General features: G+C 71.4%; 19 protein-coding genes. 8 read left to right on the forward strand and 11 right to left on the reverse strand.

The window, feature by feature from the left end; all coding sequences use genetic code 11:
- Positions 1-32 precede the first annotated feature (32 nt).
- The 5 genes from ASD90_RS12530 to ASD90_RS12550 are packed head-to-tail and all read left to right on the forward strand — an operon-like array spanning position 33 to position 4672.
- A complete protein-coding gene (locus tag ASD90_RS12530) occupies positions 33-1478 on the forward strand; it encodes a KamA family radical SAM protein (protein ID WP_056756797.1) in 1446 nt (481 codons plus the stop codon).
- A gap of 44 nt (positions 1479-1522) precedes the next feature.
- A complete protein-coding gene (locus ASD90_RS12535; protein ID WP_056756799.1) occupies positions 1523-2236 on the forward strand; it encodes a VOC family protein in 714 nt (237 codons plus the stop codon).
- Between the two features lie 20 nt (positions 2237-2256).
- Entirely contained in the window at positions 2257-2877 is a 621-nt protein-coding gene (locus ASD90_RS12540; protein WP_056756806.1) for a TetR/AcrR family transcriptional regulator, read from the forward strand.
- The gene (gene ybaK, locus ASD90_RS12545) at positions 2877-3374 is read left to right on the forward strand and encodes a Cys-tRNA(Pro) deacylase (RefSeq protein ID WP_056756809.1); all 498 of its coding nucleotides are present in this window, start codon (positions 2877-2879) and stop codon (positions 3372-3374) included. The genes ASD90_RS12540 and ybaK overlap by 1 nt, the downstream gene beginning before the upstream one ends.
- A complete protein-coding gene (locus ASD90_RS12550) occupies positions 3371-4672 on the forward strand; it encodes a multidrug effflux MFS transporter (RefSeq protein ID WP_056756815.1) in 1302 nt (433 codons plus the stop codon). Before ybaK ends, ASD90_RS12550 begins: the two co-directional genes overlap by 4 nt.
- A gap of 45 nt (positions 4673-4717) precedes the next feature.
- On the opposite strand, the gene ASD90_RS12555 is transcribed toward ASD90_RS12550, so the two are convergent.
- Both ASD90_RS12555 and ASD90_RS12560 read right to left on the reverse strand, forming a co-directional pair.
- On the reverse strand, positions 4718-5176 hold the full coding sequence (locus ASD90_RS12555; RefSeq protein ID WP_056756816.1) for an Lrp/AsnC family transcriptional regulator: 459 nt from the start codon (positions 5174-5176) through the stop codon (positions 4718-4720).
- Between the two features lie 133 nt (positions 5177-5309).
- Entirely contained in the window at positions 5310-7160 is a 1851-nt protein-coding gene (locus ASD90_RS12560) for a hypothetical protein (protein WP_056756817.1), read from the reverse strand.
- A gap of 116 nt (positions 7161-7276) precedes the next feature.
- Here ASD90_RS12560 and ASD90_RS12565 point away from each other — a divergent pair, with 116 nt between their 5' ends.
- Positions 7277-8218 carry a 5'-3' exonuclease gene (locus ASD90_RS12565; protein WP_056756818.1) on the forward strand — a complete coding sequence of 314 codons (942 nt, stop codon included), beginning with the start codon at positions 7277-7279 and terminating at the stop codon, positions 8216-8218.
- A gap of 131 nt (positions 8219-8349) precedes the next feature.
- On the forward strand, positions 8350-8574 hold the full coding sequence (locus ASD90_RS12570) for a hypothetical protein (RefSeq protein WP_056756819.1): 225 nt from the start codon (positions 8350-8352) through the stop codon (positions 8572-8574).
- 201 nt (positions 8575-8775) lie between these two features.
- Here ASD90_RS12570 and ASD90_RS12575 read toward each other — a convergent pair whose 3' ends face one another.
- The 7 genes from ASD90_RS12575 to ASD90_RS12605 all read right to left on the reverse strand — a co-directional run bounded on the left by ASD90_RS12575 (position 8776) and on the right by ASD90_RS12605 (position 16413).
- Entirely contained in the window at positions 8776-8976 is a 201-nt protein-coding gene (locus ASD90_RS12575; RefSeq protein ID WP_020144233.1) for a cold-shock protein, read from the reverse strand.
- A 231-nt stretch (positions 8977-9207) separates the two neighbouring features.
- Complete coding sequence (locus ASD90_RS12580) at positions 9208-12087, reverse strand: RNA helicase (RefSeq protein WP_056756822.1); 2880 nt, start codon at positions 12085-12087, stop codon at positions 9208-9210.
- A complete protein-coding gene (locus ASD90_RS12585; RefSeq protein ID WP_056756825.1) occupies positions 12084-12989 on the reverse strand; it encodes a diacylglycerol kinase in 906 nt (301 codons plus the stop codon). The genes ASD90_RS12580 and ASD90_RS12585 overlap by 4 nt, the downstream gene beginning before the upstream one ends.
- Positions 12990-12998: 9 nt before the next feature.
- A complete protein-coding gene (gene tatC / locus ASD90_RS12590) occupies positions 12999-13805 on the reverse strand; it encodes a twin-arginine translocase subunit TatC (protein WP_235506623.1) in 807 nt (268 codons plus the stop codon).
- 39 nt (positions 13806-13844) lie between these two features.
- Positions 13845-14216: a Sec-independent protein translocase subunit TatA gene (tatA, locus tag ASD90_RS12595; protein ID WP_056756833.1), complete on the reverse strand. Its 372-nt coding sequence runs from the start codon at positions 14214-14216 to the stop codon at positions 13845-13847.
- Positions 14217-14410: 194 nt separating this feature from the next.
- On the reverse strand, positions 14411-15403 hold the full coding sequence (locus tag ASD90_RS12600; RefSeq protein ID WP_056756838.1) for a YafY family protein: 993 nt from the start codon (positions 15401-15403) through the stop codon (positions 14411-14413).
- Positions 15400-16413, reverse strand: a complete 1014-nt coding sequence (locus ASD90_RS12605; protein WP_056756839.1) for a YafY family protein — start codon at positions 16411-16413, stop codon at positions 15400-15402. Before ASD90_RS12605 ends, ASD90_RS12600 begins: the two co-directional genes overlap by 4 nt.
- A gap of 77 nt (positions 16414-16490) precedes the next feature.
- Here ASD90_RS12605 and ASD90_RS12610 point away from each other — a divergent pair, with 77 nt between their 5' ends.
- The gene (locus ASD90_RS12610) at positions 16491-17609 is read left to right on the forward strand and encodes a DUF3866 family protein (protein ID WP_056756840.1); all 1119 of its coding nucleotides are present in this window, start codon (positions 16491-16493) and stop codon (positions 17607-17609) included.
- A gap of 76 nt (positions 17610-17685) precedes the next feature.
- Here the strand turns inward: ASD90_RS12610 and ASD90_RS12615 are convergent, their stop codons facing one another.
- Entirely contained in the window at positions 17686-18072 is a 387-nt protein-coding gene (locus ASD90_RS12615) for an FKBP-type peptidyl-prolyl cis-trans isomerase (protein WP_056756842.1), read from the reverse strand.
- Between the two features lie 43 nt (positions 18073-18115).
- On the reverse strand, positions 18116-19102 hold the full coding sequence (locus ASD90_RS12620) for an FKBP-type peptidyl-prolyl cis-trans isomerase (protein WP_056756849.1): 987 nt from the start codon (positions 19100-19102) through the stop codon (positions 18116-18118).
- Between the last annotated feature and the right edge of the window lie 108 nt (positions 19103-19210).

A 19210-nucleotide genomic window follows, 5' to 3' on the forward strand; every position in this document is an offset into this window, starting at 1 on the left:
GCGAAACCACCGCTGCCGTTACTGTTCTCCGCATGAGCAAGGTTGAGCAGCCCTACGCGTACCGCCGACGCGAGCTCGTCGAGCCCGACTGGACGCGTTTCCCGGGCTGGACGGGCGTCACCCAGGCCGACTGGGACAGCGCGCAGTGGCAGCGGGTCAACTGTGTCAGGAACATCAAGCAGTTGCGAGCCCTCATGGGTAACCTGCTCGACGACCGCTTCTACGACGACCTCGCCAAGGACCAGAGCGAGCGCGCGACGATGTCGATGCTCGTCCCGCCGCAGATGCTCAACACGATGGTGCCCGCGACCGACTCGCCGATGCCGTCGGCCGGCCACGACTTCACCGAGGCCTTCTACGCCGACCCGATCCGCAACTACATGCTGCCGGTCTTCTCCGACCGCCGCACCGACTGGCCGTCGCACCCGCACGCCTCGCGCGACTCCCTGCACGAGCACGACATGTGGGTGGCCGAGGGCCTGACGCACCGCTACCCCACCAAGGTGCTCGCCGAGCTGCTCCCCACCTGCCCCCAGTACTGCGGGCACTGCACGCGCATGGACCTCGTCGGCAACTCCACGCCGCAGGTCGCCAAGCTGAAGTTCGACCTCAAGCCGGTCGACCGCTACGCCGCGATGCTCGACTACCTCCGCACCTCGCCCGTCGTGCGCGACGTCGTGGTCTCCGGTGGCGACGTCGCCAACATGCCGTGGAAGAACCTCGAGGCGTTCATCGACCAGCTCCTCGACATCGAGAACATCCGCGACATCCGCCTCGCGACGAAGGCCCTCATGGGGCTGCCGCAGCACTGGTTCGCCGAGGACGTCGTCGAGGGCGTCGGTCGCGTGTCGGCCAAGGCCCGCTCGCGCGGCGTCTCCCTCGCCATCCACACGCACGTCAACAACGCCCAGTCCCTGACGCCGTCCGTCGCCCGCGCCTCGAAGGCCATGCTCGACGCCGGTGTCCGTGACGTCCGCAACCAGGGCGTGCTCATGCGCGGCGTCAACGACACGACCGAGCAGCTGCTCGACCTGTGCTTCGGGCTCGCCGACGGCGCCCAGATCACGCCGTACTACTTCTACATGTGCGACATGATCCCCTTCGCCGAGCACTGGCGGCTCTCGCTCGCCGAGGCCCAGCACCTCCAGCACTCGATGATGGGCTACCTCCCCGGCTTCTCGACCCCGCGCATCGTGTGCGACGTGCCGTTCGTCGGCAAGCGCTGGGTGCACCAGGTCGAGGAGTACGACACCGAACGCGGCATCTCCTACTGGCGCAAGAACTACCGCACCTCGATCGAGGGCGACGACACCGAGGCCATGTCGCGCGAGTACGTCTACTACGACCCGATCTACACGCTGCCCGAGTCGGGCCAGCAGTGGTGGCACCAGTCGGTGGACCACGAGTCGGTCCTGGCCGACGCGACCGAGAAGGCGGCGGTGAGCCGCGCAGCCGCCGAGTCGCAGCTCACCGTCTGACCGAGCATCCACGCGCGCGCATTGACCGAGGAGACGGGGACGAGATGACCGGCCGGCTGCTCGAGCTCTGCATCGACGCGAACGACCCGGCCCGGCTCGCGGGATTCTGGGCCGGGCTGCTGGAGCGGGAGACCTCGGACGACGGACTGACCCTCCTGCCGCGTGAGGACCCGGATCTCGTGATCCGGTTCCTGCCGACGCAGCGCCCGAAGACCGGCCCGAACCAGGTCCACCTGCACCTGACGAGCAGCTCGGACGAGGAGCAGCGGTCGACGGTGGCTCGCGCCCTCGAGCTGGGCGGCCGCCACCTCGACGTGGGGCAGACCCCCGAGGAGGGGCACATCGTGCTCGCCGACCCGGAGGGCAACGAGCTGTGCGTCATCGAGGCGGGCAACCGCTTCCTCGCCGACACCGCCTTCCTCGGGGAGCTCGCCTGCGACGGGTCACGCGAGGTCGGGCTCTTCTGGAGCGGGGCGCTCGGCTGGCCGCTGGTCTGGGACCAGGACGAGGAGACGGCGATCCAGTCGCCCCTGGGTGGCGCCAAGATCGCGTGGGGCGGTCCACCCGTCAGGCCGAGGTCCGGGCCCAACCGGATCCACTTCCACCTCGCTCCCGTGGGGCCGGGCGACGAGCAGGACGAGGTGAGGCGTCTGACGGCGCTCGGCGCGTCGCCGATCGGCGACGTCCGCGACGAGTCCGGCTGGCTGAGCATGTCCGACCCGGACGGCAACGAGTTCTGCGTTCCGGCGCCCCGCTAGCGCCCCCGTAGACTGCGCCGGTGACTTCCCGCTCCCCCGGCACCCGCGTCCGCATGCCCCGCGCCGAGCGTGAGGCACAGATGCTGGCGGTCGCCGAGCAGGTCTTCTCGTCGCGCGGCATCCAGGCTGCGACGATGGACGAGATCGCCGAGCTCGTCGGGGTGACCAAGCCTCTCATCTACGACTACTTCGGGTCGAAGGAGGGTCTGCTCGCAGCGACGATCGAGCGGGCCCGCGGCCAGCTGCTGACCGCCCTCATCGACTCGTGGGTGGCCCAGCCCGGCGCCCCGGCACGCGACCGGGTGCGCGGGGTCGTCCACGCCTTCTTCTCCTTCATCGACGACCACGACCAGGCGTTCGCGCTGCTGCGCACCGAGGGCGCGCTCATCGGCGAGGCCTCGGCGTCGGTCGAACGCATCCGCCAGCAGACCGCCAAGGCCTTCGCGGAGGGCCTGCGGACGCTCCCGGCCTTCGAGGCCCTCGAGGCCCGCCGTGTCACGGTCATGGCCGAGATCCTCATCGGCGGGTGCGAGCGCCTCGCCGTCTGGCGCAGCACGCACCCGGGCACCACCGCGGACGAGGCCACCGAGCTCGTCGTCACGACCATCTGGGACGGTCTCGCGTCGGTCGGCGACGCCTGATGGCGAGACAGCGCTCGGCCGACGGTCCGTCGACGCCCGCCACCGTGGCCCTCGACCGGGCCGGCGTCACCTACTCGCGCCACCCCTACGAGCACGACGCGGCAGCGACGAGCTACGGCCGCGAGGCGGCCGCGGCCCTGGGCGTCGACCCGGCGCAGGTCTTCAAGACGCTCCTCGTCGACACCGGTTCGACCCTCGCCGTGGGCGTCGTCCCCGTCGACGGCCAGCTCGACCTCAAGGCCGTCGCGTCGGCGCTCGGCGTCAAGAGCGTGACCATGGCCGACCCCGCGGCGGCAGAGCGCAGCACGGGCTACGTCGTCGGCGGCATCTCCCCCGTGGGGCAGAAACGCACGTTGCCGACGGTCCTCGACGACACGGCATACGGCTTCGGGACGGTCTACGTCTCCGGCGGCCGTCGCGGCTTCGACATCGGCCTCTCCCCGGCAGACCTCGCGACGGTGACCGGCGCCCTCCGCGCCCGGATCGGTCGGGCATGACCCTGACCGACGACGCGCCCCGCGAGGCGCCGGCCCGTTCTCGCGTGCCACAGCTGCGGCTCGTGCTCGTCCTCGCCGCGCTGACGATGGTCGGGCCGTTCACCATCGACGCGATCTTCCCGGCCTTCGAGGTGATGACGCGCGAGCTCGGCGTCGACACGGTCGCCATGCAGCAGACGGTCAGCGTCTACCTCGTCGCGTTCGCGGTCGCCAGCCTCTTCCACGGGTCGCTGTCGGACGCCCTCGGTCGTCGCCCCGTCATCCTCGTGGGCTGCGCCGCGTATGCCGTCACCAGTGCCTTCTGCGCCCTGGCACCGAGCATGCCGCTCCTGCTGTGTGCCCGCGGCGCGCAGGGCCTCGTGGCCGGCGCCGGGATGATCGTCGGGCGCACGGTCGTGCGCGACCTCTTCGACGGGGCGCAGGCGCAGCGCTTCATGAGCCACATCTCGATGATCTTCGCCATCGCGCCCGCACTCGCACCCATCGTCGGGGGATGGGTGCTCGGCTGGGGGTCGTGGCGCACGATCTTCTGGGTGCTGGCGGCGTACGGCGTCGCCCTCGTCGTGCTGACGGCGACGTCGCTGCCGGAGACGCACCCGGCCGACGAGCGCGTTCCGTTCCGGCCGAGGCCGCTGCTCGCGTCGTTCACCTCGGCCGCCGGCGACGGCGCGGTGCTCCGCCTGAGCGCCGCGATCGCCCTCAACTTCGGTGCGCTCTTCCTCTACATCTCCTCGGCGCCGGCGATCGTCGTCGACCACCTGGGTCTGGGTGAGCGCGACTTCGGTGTGCTCTTCGTGCCGCTCGTGGTGACGATGATGCTCGGGTCTTTCCTCACGGGACGTCTCGCCGGTCGGGTGCGCCAAGGGGTTTTCGTCCTCGTCGGCTTCCTCGTGGCCCTTGCCGGCGGTGTCTTCGCCGTCGCCTACCAGGCGCTCGTCGACGTGCCGGCCCTGCCGTGGACCGTGCTGCCCGTGGCTGCCGCCTCGCTCGGCGTCTCCCTCGTCTTCCCGATCCTCACCATCGCCCTGCTCGACCTGCGGCCGCGCGAGCGTGGTGCCGTCTCGTCGTTCCAGTCCTTCCTCAGCACGTGCGTCAACGCCCTCGTGGCGGGCGCGGTCTCACCGCTCGTGAGCGGGTCGCTGACGACGCTCGCCGTCGTCGCGGGGTCGATGACGCTCTCGGCACTCGTGCTCTGGTCGTGGCATCGACGACGGATGCGTGCCCGTGCCGGAGCTGCCACCGCCCCCGACGTCGTGGTGGTCCCGTCACCCGCACCGGAGCCGATCGACCAGCTCTGAGTGCTGCGCCCGCGAGGAGCAGGACATCGCCCTGTCGGCTCGGGTTCAGGGGGTCTCGCGCGGCATGGCGGACGCGCTGCGGGCCTCCCACGGCGTCGACAGCACGACGGTGGTGCGGGTCGCGACGTTGGCCGCCGACCGGATGCGGGCGAGCAGGTCCTCGAGGTTGCCGGGCGTCGCGACTCGAACCTTGAGGATGTAGCTCTCGACCCCGGCCACCGAGTGGCAGTCCTCGATCTCGGTGATGTGCCGCAGCCGCTCGGGCACGTCGTCGGGCGCGCTGGGGTCGAAGGGCGTCACCGAGATGAGTGCCGTGAGCGGCAGGCCGAGCGACTCCGGGGACACCTGCGCCGTGTAGCCCGTCACGACCCCACGCTCCTCGAGCCGCCGGACGCGCTGGTGCACCGCCGAGGTCGACAGGCCCGTGGCCTTGCCGAGGTCCGTGTAGCTCATCCGGCCGTCCGCGAGCAGCAGGCCGACGAGGCGACGGTCGAGATCTTCCATGGCCGAAGGGTAGACCAGCGGTTATGGGCCGGGTGGTCCATTCCTCATGCCGGTACGCCCGCCCGGGAGGAGGGGCGGGCGTACGCGGTGGGGGCCGTGCCTGCTGGGCCCTCCCTTCCCCGCTCGGTCCGGGTCAGGGGAAGGAGACCACGTTGCTCGGCACGCCGACGGCCGAGGAGTCGACCGGCGCCCCGGTGTCGTTGACGACGTGGTCGAGCGTCCCGGCACCCAGCTGCACCGTGAGGAGGGAGTGCAGGCGTACGCCGGGGGTGACGGGGACCTCGAAGCCCCGCGTCGCGTGGATGGTCGGGTCGACGTTCGTGTAGATGTAGCTGCCACCGCCCCACAGCTCGTGGGTGCGGACGGTGTCGGCGACCTTGTAGCCGGCCCACCCGAGGACGCCGTCGTGCTGCCAGGCGGTCTGGTCCGGCGCGTCGTAGGGCAGCTCGTTCTGGTAGAACACCGTGCGGCCGCGCTCACCGTTCCAGACGGTGTTGTACTCCCGGAAGTGCTCGGAGAAGAGGCCGGTCGCGGTCACGTCGTCGCCGTTGACGACGACGCCGTGCTCGGCGGGGTTGACGGTCCACCCGACCCCCTGGCCGTGGTCGGCCCGCCAGGCCCAGATGTCGTCGAGCAGCGTGTGGTCGCTGTTGACCTCGAGGCCGACGGTGGCGCGGCCGGCGAAGGGACCCCCGACGCGGAGGAAGACGTCGAGCAGGGTCGTGGGGTTGCCGGCGTCGGAGCGCGTCGCCGCGCGCCCGCTGCCGACACGGACGAGGGCCGGCGAGCTCACGGGCCCGGCGTCGACCATGAGGCCGCCCACGACCACTCCCGGCACGTCCCCGATGACGAGAGGCACGGCTCCCCCACGTGCCGTGAGGCTCGCGAGGCCCATGGCGAGGACGACGGTGTCGGCACGGCGCACGGTGATGCTGCGGTCGGTGTCATAGACCCCCGGCGTCAGCAGGAGGTGCTTCCCGCGGGCGAGCTGGCTGTTGATCGTCGTCACCGAGTCGGTCGGGCGCGCGACGAAGAAGTCGGACAGCGGGATCGACCGGCCCGGTGTCTGGCCGTTCGCCCACGTGACGCCGGACGAGTCGGCCGTGGCCGACGGGACCCGCACCTGCCACGTGCCGTCTGCGTCGACGTAGAGGAAGGGACGCTCACGGCTCACCGGTGTCGTGACGAGCGTCGTGTAGGGCGGGCTCGGGAAGGAGGTGGCCGGTGCCCCGTCGACCCCGGAGAAGACCTGGTTCCACACCGCGTTGGACCAGCCGCCGATCTCGCTGTTGCGCACGAGGTACTGCTGCTGCGAGCCGTTGACGACGAAGCCGGTCCGCGAGTCGGCGATGAACCCGCCGCTGGCGAACTGCGGACCTGCGGTGCAGTAGTCCATCAGCGTGAGGTTGCCGCCGACGATGTTGACCCGGCGCATCGGCGCGGCCTGCGACGCCGCCCAGAAGTTGCCGGACGCGCGGCAGTCCGACAGCCCCATGACGTTGATCGTGAGGTTGGACAGCGACCGCCAGAAGTTGTTGAGGGCGATGCAGTTGTCGGGCGCCAGGCACCGGTTGTAGACGTCGACGTGCCCGTTGATGACGACGTCGGTGGGCAGCGCGCCGAGCCCCGCGACCTCGGTGTAGTAGCCGACCTGCACGATGAGCGGCTCTTCGCGGGTGCCGTACGTCCCGGGCTTGAACAGGAGGGTGTAGCGCAAGGCGCCCATCTCGTTGTCGACCTGCTCCTCGTAGATCGCGTCGACGCTCGCACGGATGGCGGCCACGGACATGCTGGGGTCATAGACGCGCACGTTGGGTCCGAGATCCGGCGCGGCCGCAGTCCGGGGCACCGCCGAGGCGCTGCCGGGTGACACGAGAGCCACGAGGGCCACGGCGGTCGCGAGCGCCGCGAGCACGGCAGCGGCCCGACGTGCCCGGCGTCCGCGGGCGGGGGTGGACGTGGGGCCAGCACTGCGAGACGTCATCGTCGTCGGCTCTCCGCGAGGGGTGCGCTCCGGGTGGTTGCGCCTGACGTCATCATCGTGGCGCCACCGGGCCTCGGCAACCCGTGCCGTCGTCGCCGCCCGGTACCCTCTCGCGTATGCCGTCCCGAGCCCCCAGGATGCTCCTGCTCGACTCCGCGTCCCTCTACTTCCGTGCCTTCTTCGGCGTGCCCGAGGTGATCGGGCCGAGCGGGGTGCCCACCAACGCGGTCCGCGGCCTGCTCGACATGATCGCCTCGCTCGTCGAGCGCGGCCGCCCGACGCACCTCGTCGCCTGCTGGGACAACGACTGGCGCCCGGCCTTCCGGGTCGAGGCCATCCCGTCCTACAAGGCCCACCGCGTCGCCGAGCCGGGCCCCGACGAGCTCGCCGGCGAGTCGGTTCCGGAGGCCCTCGGGGTGCAGGTGCCGATCATCGTCGACGCGCTGACGGCGCTCGGCATCGCCCGGGTCGGCGTCGACGGCTACGAGGCCGACGACGTCATCGGGACCTTGGCCACGGCGTTCAGCGGCCGCATGCCGGTCGACATCGTCACCGGCGACCGCGACCTCTTCCAGCTCGTCGACGACGCCAACCACGTGCGCGTCGTCTACACCGCCCGTGGTGGCGTGCGCTCCCCCGACCTCGTCGACCAAGCCTTCCTGTCGCAGAAGTACGGCGTCACCACCGGGCCCGCCTACGCCGACATGGCGGTCCTGCGCGGTGACACGAGCGACGGACTGCCGGGCGTGGCGGGCATCGGCGAGAAGACCGCCGCCAAGCTGATCACCACCTACGGCACCCTCGAGGCGATCCGGGCCGCGATCGACAACGGCGACCCCGCCATCAAGGGCGCCCAGCGCGCCCGTCTCGAGGCGGCCGGCGACTACCTCGACGCGGCGCCGCGCGTCGTGGCCGTGGCCAAGGACGCCGCGGTGCCCGACATCGACCTCGCCGCGCCGACGTCCGTCGCCGACCCGGCCCTCATGTCGCGGCTGGCGGTCGAGCACGGGCTCACGTCGTCCTTCGACCGCGTCATCTCCGCCCTCGGGATCGACTGACCGGCGCAGCGCCCACCGAACCGCTCGACCGGTCACGGTACGGTCACGTCTCGGCCGGCCGGAGGGGCTCCTGAGCGTCCTCGGCAGGCCCGCAGGTCACCACCGGGGTGCGGAAAGGCGCATACTGAAGGGTGCCCACCCACGGAACGCCCGACCGCCGTCGCCACCTCTCCAGCAGCCCCTTCAGACCGGCTCCGGCGCCGGACATCGAGCAGTTCTCGGTCGGTGACAGGGTCTCGCACCTGCGTCACGGCCTCGGTGTGGTCGTGGCGTGCAGCCCGGCGACGGTCACCCTGCGCTTCGAGTCGGGCGTGGTCCGCGTCAACAGCCCGTTCGACCGTCTGACGCGGCTCTGACACGGCTCTGACACGGCCCTGAGCCGAGCCCGGCGGGTGTGCCGGACCGGCACGGGCACCGTCCCGTGGCCGAGTCCTCGGTCCCGTGGTCGGGCGCGACCGGCACGGCTCGACTCACGTCAGGCAAGCCGAAAGGCCGGCCCCCGCAGGGGGACCGGCCTTCGTCGTACGGACTGTGGGTCCGTCGAGATCAGCGAGCGATCAGAGAGCGCGGACGCGCATCGCCTGCGGGCCCTTGGGACCCTGCTCGACGTCGAACTCGACGGCCTGGTTCTCCTCGAGGCTGCGGTAGCCGTTGCCCGTGATCTCCGAGTAGTGGACGAAGACGTCGGGACCCTCGGTCGGGGCGATGAAGCCGAAGCCCTTCTCCGAGTTGAACCACTTGACGGTTCCCTGTGCCATGTTTTCTCCTTTGGGTGGAAGTGAGTCGTTGCTTGTCAGCGACCCCCGGTCGGCAGAGACGCGACCACTCCAGAAACCCTGAAGAAACAGTTGCGCTCGCAGATGCGTTCCATGCGAGCGTGTAAAGACACGAGCACCAAAAACGCCGACCGGTGCCGCAACCATAGCCGACGGGGTGCCCCGGGCGACAATCGTGCAACGGGCGCCCGACGCTCAGCGGACTCGTGGGAGTCAGTCCAGCCGGTCGGCGGCGACGACACCCCGCAGGACGCCCTCGCTCGCCCGCCGCGCCGTCGTCGCCAGGTCCGGATCCGCCGCATCGGTCAGCTGCCCGAGCAGGTCGATGACCTGCTTGCACCGGCGCACGAAGTCGCCGGCTGCGAGGTCGGTCCCACGCAGCACGTCCTCCAGACGCTGGCCGCTCGCCCACCGGTGCATCGCCCAGGCGAGGCCACCGTCCGGCATACCCGTGCGCGGCAGCGCCAGGGCGCCCTCGGCGTCCTCGAGGTCGGACCAGATCCGGATCATCCGGTCGTACGCCTCGCGCACGTCGTCGTTGGGCCACCGCGGGGTGAGCCCACCCTCCTCGCGGCGCGGCTCGTGCACCAGGGTCGAGACGATCGCCGCCAGCGACGGCGGGTCGAGACGGCGCCAGACACCCTCGCGCAGCGACTCCGCCGCGAGCAGGTCCTTCTCCGTGTAGAGCTGGCGCAGGCGGTCGCCGTCACCGGTGACCGTCTGGCCGCCTGCTCCGAGGTAGCCCATCTCGACGAGCAGCTCGCAGATGCGGTCGAAGGTCTTGGCGACGGAGTTGGTGCGGCCGTCGATCTTGCGCTGGATGCCGTCGGTCTCACGGCGCAGCCGCCACCACCGCTCGGCCCAGCGGGCATGGTTCTCGCGGTCGGGGCAGCGGTGGCACGGGTGCGCCTTCATCCTCCGGCGCAGCTCGTCGACGCGGTCGTCGACCGGGTCGGCCTCGGCCTGACGGCGCCGCGGCGGTGGGTCGTGCGGCATCGTCGCGCGCAGGGTCGCCGCCAGGTCACGACGTGCCTTGGGGTTGCGGGCGTTGAACTGCTTCGGCACGCGCATCGAGCCGAGCGGCTCCAGCGGCGTCGGGACGTCGTGCAGGGTGAGACGGCGCAGCTGGTGGTCCTCGGTGACGACGGCGGGAGACGCCGACTCCCCCTTGCCGCCGCGGTTGGGCATGACTACCACGGCCAGGCCGCTGTGGCGTCCGGCGGGGATGCGCACGATGTCGCCGATCTTCAGCGACTCCAAGGAGATCGCCGCGGCCGTGCGCATCGACGCGGACCGGGCCTTGGCGCCCTCCTTCTCGACGTCGCGGATCTCGTTGCGGATCGCGGCGTACTCCGAGAAGTCGCCGAGGTGGCACGTCATCTGCTCGGCGTAGCCGGCGAGGGCCTCCTCGTTGCGACGGACCGTGCGGACGAAGCCGACGACGGCACGGTCTGCCTGGAACTGCGCGAAGGACGTCTCGAGGATCTCTCGGGCGCTCTCCCGGCCGAACTGGCGCACGAGGTTGACGGCCATGTTGTAGGTCGGCCGGAAGCTCGAGCGCAGCGGGTACGTGCGCGTCGACGCGAGGCCCGCGACCCCCGCCGGGTCGAGACCGCGGTTCCAGAGCACGACGGCATGACCCTCGATGTCGATGCCGCGGCGGCCGGCACGCCCGGTGAGCTGGGTGTACTCGGCGGGCGAGATGTCGACGTGGTTCTCGCCGTTGAACTTCACGAGCTTCTCGAGCACCACGGTCCGCGCCGGCATGTTGATGCCCAGGGCCAGGGTCTCGGTCGCGAAGACCGCCCTGACCCGGCCGGCGGTGAACAGCTCCTCGACGATCTCGCGGAACGTCGGCAGCATGCCGGCGTGGTGGGCGGCGAACCCGCGGGACAGACCGTCGACGAAGTCCCAGTAGCCGAGCACCGACAGGTCCTCCTCGGCCAGGCCCTGGATGCGCTCCTCGACGAGGCGGCGGTTGGCCTCCCCCTCGGACTCGGGGATGAGGCGCATGCCGCTCGACAGCAGCTGACCCACCGCGCCGTCACAGCCCGCCCGGCTGAAGATGAACGTGATCGCCGGCAGCAGACCCTCGCGCTCCAGACGCTCGATGACCTCGGCGCGGGTGGCTCCCCCACCGGGTCGCCCACCGCGGGCGAAGCCGCGGCCACCGTCGCCGCCTCCGGGCCCACGGCCTGCCGGTGCGTCGTTGCCGCGCCGACCCCGTCCGGCCCAGTCGTCCCGGCCACCACGACCCCCACCGCCGGACCCGCCACGCCCGGCCTTGCCCCGCGGACGGCCCTTGTCCCGGCCGCCCCGCGAGCTGACCCAGTGCGAGTCCCACGCGCCACGGCCCTCGGTGCCCCGGATGGCGTGCACCAGGTCGGGGTTGACGCTCACCGCGTAGCGCCCGGGCGCCGCCTCGAAGTGCTCGTCGTCCTGGCCGGCGTCACGCTCCTCGACGAACAGGTCGAAGAGCGTCTGGCCGACCATCATGTGCTGCCACAGCGGCACCGGACGGTGCTCCGAGACGATGACCTCGGTGTCGCCGCGCACCTCGCCGAGCCACGCGCCGAACTCCTCGGCGTTGCTCACGGTCGCCGACAGCGAGACGACGCTGACGTCGGGAGGCAGGTGGATGATGACCTCCTCCCACACCGCCCCGCGGAAGCGGTCGGCGAGGTAGTGGACCTCGTCCATGACGACCCAGCCCAGCCCGCGAAGTGTCGTCGACCCGGCATACATCATGTTGCGCAGGACCTCGGTCGTCATGACGACGATCGGGGCCTCGCCGTTGATCGAGGCGTCGCCGGTCAGCAGGCCCACCCGGTCGGCGCCGTGGACGCGCACCAGGTCGGCGTACTTCTGGTTGGACAGGGCCTTGATCGGCGTCGTGTAGAACGCCTTGCGTCCCGTGGCGAGTGCCAGGTGCACGGCGAACTCGCCGACGATCGTCTTGCCGGCGCCCGTCGGGGCCGCCACGAGGACGCCGCGGCCCTCCTCGACCGCCCGGCACGCCTCCGTCTGGAAGTCGTCGAGCGGGAAGTCGAGCTGCGCGGCGAACTCGGCCAACCTCGGCCACGTGGCGATCACGCGAGCACCTCCTTGGGGGTCACGACGTGCAGGGCACCGGGCACGACCTCGGCGTCGATCGGGAGGTCGGCGAACGTCTCGCCATCGGCTTGTGAATGGATACCGCTCGCCTCCAAGCGAACTCGCCGGGCGCGAAGGATCTCGACGGCCGGGTGGGTGGTGTGGGTTCCGGAGTAGACCTTGGGAAAGACCCGGAGGAACGACGGGATCGACAACGCGTGGACGATCAGGACGTCGAAGAGACCGTCGGTGACGTCGGCATCGGGACACACGCGCATGCCTCCACCGAACGACGTCGTGTTGGCGACGGCCACCAGCATCGCTCGCGTCTCGAGGCGGTGACCGTCGAGCTCCACGGCATACGGGATCGGTCGGAAGACCGGGAGCTCACGCAGGACCGCGAGGTTGTAGCGCATCTGCCCGCGGGGCCAGGTCATGCGTTGGGCGCGGGCGTTGACGACGGCGTCGAAGCCGGCCCCGAGGACGCCCCCGAACCACTTCTCCCCCGCGACCCCGTGGCTGACCCGGCCGAGGTCGATGTCGCGCGTGCGCCCCTCGGTGAGCAGCGCGACCGCTGCGCGGGCATCGCGGATGGGCAGTCCGAGGTTGCGCGCGAAGTCGTTGCCCGTGCCCGCGGCCACGAGGGCGAGGCGCGACGACGTGCCCGCACAGAGGTTGACCCCGAGGTGCACCATGCCGTCGCCACCGACGACGACCACGGTGTCCACCCCGACCGAGACGGCCTCACGGGCCCGGGAACGGGCCTGCTGGTAGTCGCTGCCCGAGACGTCGACGACATCGTGACCGGCCTCGTGGAGCAGCCGACGCGTCTGGTCGCCGATCTCCCGTCCGACGCCCTTCCCGGAGGTGGGGTTGACGATCAGGGCGACGCGGTGGGACACACCCGAACGCTACAGGGCAGAGGCCTGGTCGTCGGGGACGTCCAACCAGTCGGGCTTGTGCTCGTCCTTGCGCCGGTCGAGCAGGAAGGCGACGCCGACCGAGGCGAAGTACAGGAGCACCATGGGACTGGCGAGGAAGAGCATGGTGTACGCGTCGGGCGTCGGGGTCATGATCGCCGCGAAGACGAGGATGATCATGACAGCCGGGCGCCAGCTCTTGAGCATGGCCTGCGCCCGGAGCACGCCGACGAGGTTGAGCGCGACGAGGAACACCGGCAGGAGGAACGCGCACCCGAACGCGACGATGAACTTGAGGACGAAGTTGAGGTACTGCGAGCCGTCCTGCAGGTTGTAGGCGCCCTCGGGGGTGAAGCCGAGCAGCACCGCCACGGCCTTGGGCACCATGATGAACGCGAAGAAGCAGCCCGCGAGGAACAGCGGCACCGCGGCGACGACGAAGAGCCGCGCGAGCAGCTTCTCCTTCTTCGTCAGGCCAGGGACGATGAAGCCCCAGATCTGGAAGAGCCAGACCGGCGAGGCGAGGATGAGCCCGACGAACAGCGAGGTCGTCAGCTGGAGCGCGAAGGCGTCCGTCATGCCGGCGAAGTTGATATTGACGACACCCTCGCGACCGACCTGCAGATCGCGCAGGGGCTTGGTCAGGGCGTTGATGACCTGGTCGTAGTAGATCCACCCCAGGACCCCGCCGATGATGATCGCGATGGCGCTGATGGTGATGCGGTTGCGCAGCTCACGGAGGTGATCGCCGAGCGACATCCGCCCCTCGGGGTCGCGCTGGCGTCGCAGTGACGGCATTCAGGTGAGTCCGTGTGAGGAGTTCGGGATCCGACCCACTCAGAGCGTCGTGTCGCGACGGACGTCGTCCGTGCTGCTCGTCGTCGTCGGGGTCGGGGTCGGGGTGGCGTTGCCGGCGCGGAGGCGGTCGGCCTCGGCGCGGGCCTCGGCGGCGCGACGCTCGGCGTCGGCGAGGCGGGCCTCTGCGGCCCGACGCTCGGCGTCGGCGTCCACGACGTCACCGGGCACGGTGGTCTGGGAGGCGTCGCTCGGGACGGGCTTGCCGTCCTTCTTCAGCTCGTCGACCTCGGACTTGAAGACCCGGGCGGAGCGGCCGAGGCTGCGGGCCATGTCGGGGAGCTTCTTCCAGCCGAACAGGGCGATGAGCACGACCGCGATGATGATGAGTTCGGGGGCACCCAGGTTGGGCATGGTTACGTCTCCTCGTCGAAAGCCGGTCCGGATCCGAACCGTCATGGTGCAGCCTCGGTGCTGCAGGTGACCAGCATACGTGCGCCCGGTGAACCTGAGTCGTGCGGCGTCCATGAGAACGGTCAACTGACCGGTATGTGGGCACCGGTGGTCAGCTGGTGGACACCGGCCACGGGCGACTGGCGCGCCCGCGCTCAGTCCGCCGGGTCGTAGGCGGCCAGCGCGGAGCGGGCCTCGGCCGCCACCGCGTCGACCAGCTCGGGAGGCTCGACGACACGAGCCTCGCCACCGAGGCGGAGCACGAGCCGGCGCACGAGGGCAGGGTCTGCCACCTTGAGCGTCACACGCAGCGAGCCGTCAGGGCCGCGCTCGACGCCCTCGTTGGGGTAGTAGTCCGCGATCCAGGCCGCCCAGCGGCTCGCCTCGATGACGACCATGACGTCGTTCTCGCCCGGCACGAAGACGTCGTCGAGGTCGCGGGGACGGGCATCGTCCGGCGGCGTGCCGTCGACGTCGAGCGCCGTGGCCTCCTCGATCCGGTCGAGCCGGAAGAGGCGGACGTCCTCGGCGCGGTGGCAGTAGCCCTCGACGTACCACTGGGCGTCGAGGTTGAGGATGCGCATGATGTCGACGTCCCGCTCGGTCGACTCGTCGCGCGTCGCGACGTAGTAGCGCAGGTGGACGCGGCGCCCGCGCGCGAAGGCGCCCTTGAGCGTCGCCATCGCCTCGTGCTGGCTGCCGTCGTCGAGGTCGAGGTCGATGCGCCCCGTCGGCTCACCCACGGTCGTGGCGGCCGCGGCCCGGATCTTCTCGAGCGTGCGCTCCGCGACGTCCGAGCCGACGAGCGTCGACCCCAGTGCCTGCAGACCGGCCGTCAGGGTGACCGCCTCGTCGCGGGTCAGTCGCATCGGCGCCGCGATGTCGTCGGCGTTGTCGAGGTAGATGTGGCCGCTGTCCCACTGGGCGTCGATGAGCTCGGCGTGGCCGTAGCCGGGCGTGCCGCACACGAAGAGCAGCTCGAGGTCCTCGACGACCTGGTCCTCGTCGACCCCGAACTCGTGCGCCGCCTCGGCGATCGACACGCCGCGGTGCTGCAGCAGCCACGGGACCATGTCGAGCAGTCGCCCGAGGCGCTGCGTCGCCGTCTCGGGAGGCCGGCGTGCCGCCGTGCGTCGAGGCGCGCTCATGCCTGCTCCCCCGTCCGGGACTGCTCGTCGCCGGCTGGACCGACCTGCGCCGCGAGGACCGACTGCAGCGCCGACCGCACCCCGTCGACGAGCTCAGGCGGCGCCACGGCGACCGCGTGAGTGCCGAGCGCGACGACGTCGCGCTCGGTCGTGCCACGGCGGTAGGGCACCTCGATCTCAGCCCACCGCTCGTCGAGCTCCGTCGTGCGCTGCGCGTGGCGGCGCAGCGTGTGACCGCGGCCGTGGCGCACCCGGACGACGGCGGTGCCCGCAGGCTCGGGCAGCTGGGCCTCGAGGGCCACCTCGGGCACGTGGTCGGCCGGGACGGCATACGACCCCGCCCGGCCCTTGCGACGGACGGCGCCCTCGAACCGGCTGAGCCGGAAGGCGCGCTCGTCGCCTCGGTCGACGTCGAAGCCCGTGACGTACCAGCGGCCGTGCCAGTTCTTCAGCGCCCACGGCTGCACGTGGCGGGTCGTGAGCTCGCCGTCGTTCTTGCGGTAGTCGAAGGTGATCGGCTGCAGGGCCGACACCGCCGCGTGCACGGCCTCGAAGGCCGGCTCCTTGGTGCGGATCCGCGGCTCGGCGCCGGCGGCCACCGACTCGTCGATCTCGACGCCCGAGAGCCGCAGCTTGCGCAGGCCCGCGGACGCGGCGCCAGAGATGCTCGCCGTCGACCACGCACGGGCGGCCAGCGCCAGGGCGGCAACCTCGTCGGCCTCGAAGCTGATGGCCGGCAGGGTGGTCTCGCTCGCCTCGATGCGATAGCCGACCTCGTCGTCGAAGAGGACGTCGAGGACCGTCGTCGAGATGGGGATGCCCATCTCGCGCAGCTCGTCCTTGTCACGCTCGAACATCCGGTCGAACGCCTCGTCGGAGGTCGCCGCGGCATAGGCAGGCAGCGACTCGCGGATCTTCTGCTTCGAGACCGGTCGCCGCGCGGACTTCAGCGCGAGGATGAGGTTGAGCAGCCGTTCGGTCTTGTCGGCCGAGGCAGACGCAGGGCTCATCGAGACCTTCCTGAAGGGGCGCGGCGCATGGGGGCAGTCCGACGCTACCCGAACATGCGATCGAATAGGGTCAGCCCATGATCCAGTGGCGCCGGGGTGTCGTCATCGAGGTGCGCTCCCGCTGGGCGGGCGCGGTCGAGTATGCCGTCCGCCTCGCCTCCGACGAGGTCGTCCGCGCGCTCGGCTACGTCGAGGTCGTCGGCGACCTGCGTCCCGGGACCGCCGTCCTGCTCAACACCACGGCCCTCGAGCGCGGGCTCGGCACCGGTGGGCTCGCCATTGTCGTCGCCGCGCCGGACGCGCTCCCCCGCCCCGTCGACGACGTCGGCGCGGTGCCGGGCCACGTCGTCAAGGCGCGCTACACCCCGAGCCAGACCATGGTCCTCGGCGTCGACGAGCAGGACAGCGAGCACCACGCCGTGCTCGCCGACGCGGACGACCTCGCCGGTCTGCCGGTCGTCGTCGCCGACCTGCACTCCGCTCTCCCCGCGATCCTGGCCGGCCTGCGCGAGACCGCGCCGTCGCTGCGCGTCGCCTACGTCATGACCGACGGCGGCGCCCTGCCCATCGACTTCTCCCGCACCGTGGCCGGCCTGCGCGAGGCAGGCTGGCTCGAGGCGTCCGTCACGGTCGGGCAGGCCTTCGGCGGCGACCTCGAGGCCGTCAACGTCCACACCGGCCTGCTCGCCGCGCACCACGTCGTCGGCGCGGACGTCGTCGTCGTCTCGCAGGGCCCGGGCAACCTCGGCACGGGCACCCGGTGGGGCTTCTCCGGGACGTCCGCGGGAGAGGCCGTGAACGCCGCGGGGACCCTCGGCGGTCGGCCCGTCTGCGCGCTGCGCATCTCGGAGGCCGACCCGCGCGAGCGGCACCGCGGCGTCTCGCACCACAGCCTCACGGCATACGGCCGCGTGGCCCTGGTGCATGCCGACGTGCCCGTCCCGCGCCTCCCGGGCGACGTCGGCGCCCGGGTGACCGAGCAGGCGCGCCGGCTCGCCGAGGCGAGCGGGGGTCGCCTCGTGCTGCACGAGGTCGACACCGACGGCCTCGACACCGCTCTGCGCGAGGCGCCGGTCCCGCTGCGCACCATGGGCCGCGGATACGACGACGACCGCGCCGGATTTCTCGGCGCGGCCGTCGCGGGGCGGTATGCCGCCGGGCTGGCGAGCGTTCGGCGCGCGTCACACCTGGACTGACGAGCGATGCGAGCGAGTCGAGGAGGGAAGGCGCGACGTCAGGCGCGCCGAACCCGGCGAGCGAGGCGAGCCAGAGTCATCTGACGTCGTCGAGGTCGACGACGAAGATCAGCGCCTCGCCCGGCTTGATGGCGCCGCCGGCACCACGGTCGCCGTAGGCGAGGTGCGCCGGGATGGTCAGCTTGCGCCGACCACCGACCTTCATGCCCTCGATGCCCTTGTCCCAGCCCGGGATGACCATGCCGACGCCGAGACGGAAGTCGAGCGCGCTGCCGCGGTTCCAGGACGAGTCGAACTCCTCGCCGGTCGAGTGCGCGACACCGACGTAGTGGGCGCTGACGGTGTCGCCGGCCTTCGCCTCGCGGCCGTCACCCTCGATGAGGTCCTCGACGACGAGGTCCGCGGGTGCGTCACCCTCAGGGAAGTCGATCTCGGGCTTCGTGCGGTTGGGGTCGAGTGCCATGCTGCGTGTTCCCTTTCGTCGGTGAACTCGGTGGGTGGTGCGGTCAGTACGCGTCGAGGATGTCGACGACGAAGACGAGCGTGTCGGTGCCGGAGATCTTCGGCGCGCTGCCGGCCTTGCCGTACCCGTCGGCCGGCGGGATGACGAGCAGCACGCGGCTGCCCACCTTCTTGCCCACCAGCGTCTTGTCCCAACCGGGGATGACGCCCCCGACGCCGATCGGGAAGTCCGCGGCCGCGCCGCGCTGCCACGAGGAGTCGAAGACGCTCCCGTCCTTCCAGAGGACGCCGTGGTACTGGGCGCTGATGGTCTGGCCCTTCTGGACCGTGGCGCCCGTGCCCTGGATGAGCGTCGCCTGCTGGGTCGTCGTCGGGGCCGCGGTCTTGGGCACCGTGACCGTGGGCTCCTTGGTGGGGCCGTTCTTGAACTCGACGGTGGGCAGGCCCGCGGGGGCCGCCGTCTGGGTGCCGTCGACCTTCGTCAGCGGGGTGTGCACGTCCTGGATGTCGGCGACGACGACGATGGTGTCGGTCCCCTTGACGCCGAGCTGGTCGTTGCCGGCCGAGCCGAAACCCTTCTCGGGCGGGATCGTGAAGGCGATGCGGCCGCCCTTCGTGGCGCCGACGAGGCCCTCGGTGAAGCCGGCGACGATGTCGGTGCGGCCGAGGCGGTAGGCCTCCGCCGAACGACCCGCGGCGTAGCCGTCGTCGATGAGCTTGCCGCTCGTGCCGTTGTAGATCTGGGCGCGCAGGCGCACGGTGTCGGCCTTGGTCGCGGCCTTGCCCGTGCCCGGGGTCAGCACCTTGTGCTCGACGGCCTTCGAGCTGATCGGGGTGGCGCCGAGGGTCACCTTCGGGGCCGTCTTGAGGTCGACGGCGCCGGTGGCGGTCACGCCCTTGAGCGCGACCGAGGGGGCCACGGTCGTCGTGGCGGTGCCGGACGAGTCGGACCCGCAGGCGGCGAGGCTCGTGAGCCCGAGGGCAGCGATCAGGGCAACGGCCGTGCGAGCGGCCGGACGGTTGGGGCGCACTGGGAGAGACTTTCGGTCGGGGCGGGCGGGCGTGGAGGTCCCGCAGGGCAAATCCCAGCCACTGTAACGCTCACCCTTGTGCGCGCTTCACAGCGCACTGACAGGTCC

The organism is Terrabacter sp. Root181 (assembly GCF_001428505.1).
Lineage (GTDB): Bacteria > Actinomycetota > Actinomycetes > Actinomycetales > Dermatophilaceae > Terrabacter.

Bases quoted from the DNA above. Each gene is read 5' to 3' on its own strand.
- ASD90_RS12565 (WP_056756818.1), top strand. From the start codon at position 7,277: ATGCCGTCCCGAGCCCCCAGGATGCTCCTGCTCGACTCCGCGTCCCTC.
- ASD90_RS12600 (WP_056756838.1), bottom strand. From the start codon at position 15,403: ATGAGCGCGCCTCGACGCACGGCGGCACGCCGGCCTCCCGAGACGGCG.
- ASD90_RS12550 (WP_056756815.1), top strand. From the start codon at position 3,371: ATGACCCTGACCGACGACGCGCCCCGCGAGGCGCCGGCCCGTTCTCGC.
- ASD90_RS12535 (WP_056756799.1), top strand. From the start codon at position 1,523: ATGACCGGCCGGCTGCTCGAGCTCTGCATCGACGCGAACGACCCGGCC.
- ASD90_RS12610 (WP_056756840.1), top strand. From the start codon at position 16,491: ATGATCCAGTGGCGCCGGGGTGTCGTCATCGAGGTGCGCTCCCGCTGG.
- ASD90_RS12555 (WP_056756816.1), bottom strand. From the start codon at position 5,176: ATGGAAGATCTCGACCGTCGCCTCGTCGGCCTGCTGCTCGCGGACGGC.
- ybaK (WP_056756809.1), top strand. From the start codon at position 2,877: ATGGCGAGACAGCGCTCGGCCGACGGTCCGTCGACGCCCGCCACCGTG.
- ASD90_RS12615 (WP_056756842.1), bottom strand. From the start codon at position 18,072: ATGGCACTCGACCCCAACCGCACGAAGCCCGAGATCGACTTCCCTGAG.
- ASD90_RS12575 (WP_020144233.1), bottom strand. From the start codon at position 8,976: ATGGCACAGGGAACCGTCAAGTGGTTCAACTCGGAGAAGGGCTTCGGC.
- tatC (WP_235506623.1), bottom strand. From the start codon at position 13,805: ATGCCGTCACTGCGACGCCAGCGCGACCCCGAGGGGCGGATGTCGCTC.
- ASD90_RS12530 (WP_056756797.1), top strand. From the start codon at position 33: ATGAGCAAGGTTGAGCAGCCCTACGCGTACCGCCGACGCGAGCTCGTC.
- ASD90_RS12560 (WP_056756817.1), bottom strand. From the start codon at position 7,160: ATGACGTCTCGCAGTGCTGGCCCCACGTCCACCCCCGCCCGCGGACGC.
- tatA (WP_056756833.1), bottom strand. From the start codon at position 14,216: ATGCCCAACCTGGGTGCCCCCGAACTCATCATCATCGCGGTCGTGCTC.
- ASD90_RS12605 (WP_056756839.1), bottom strand. From the start codon at position 16,413: ATGAGCCCTGCGTCTGCCTCGGCCGACAAGACCGAACGGCTGCTCAAC.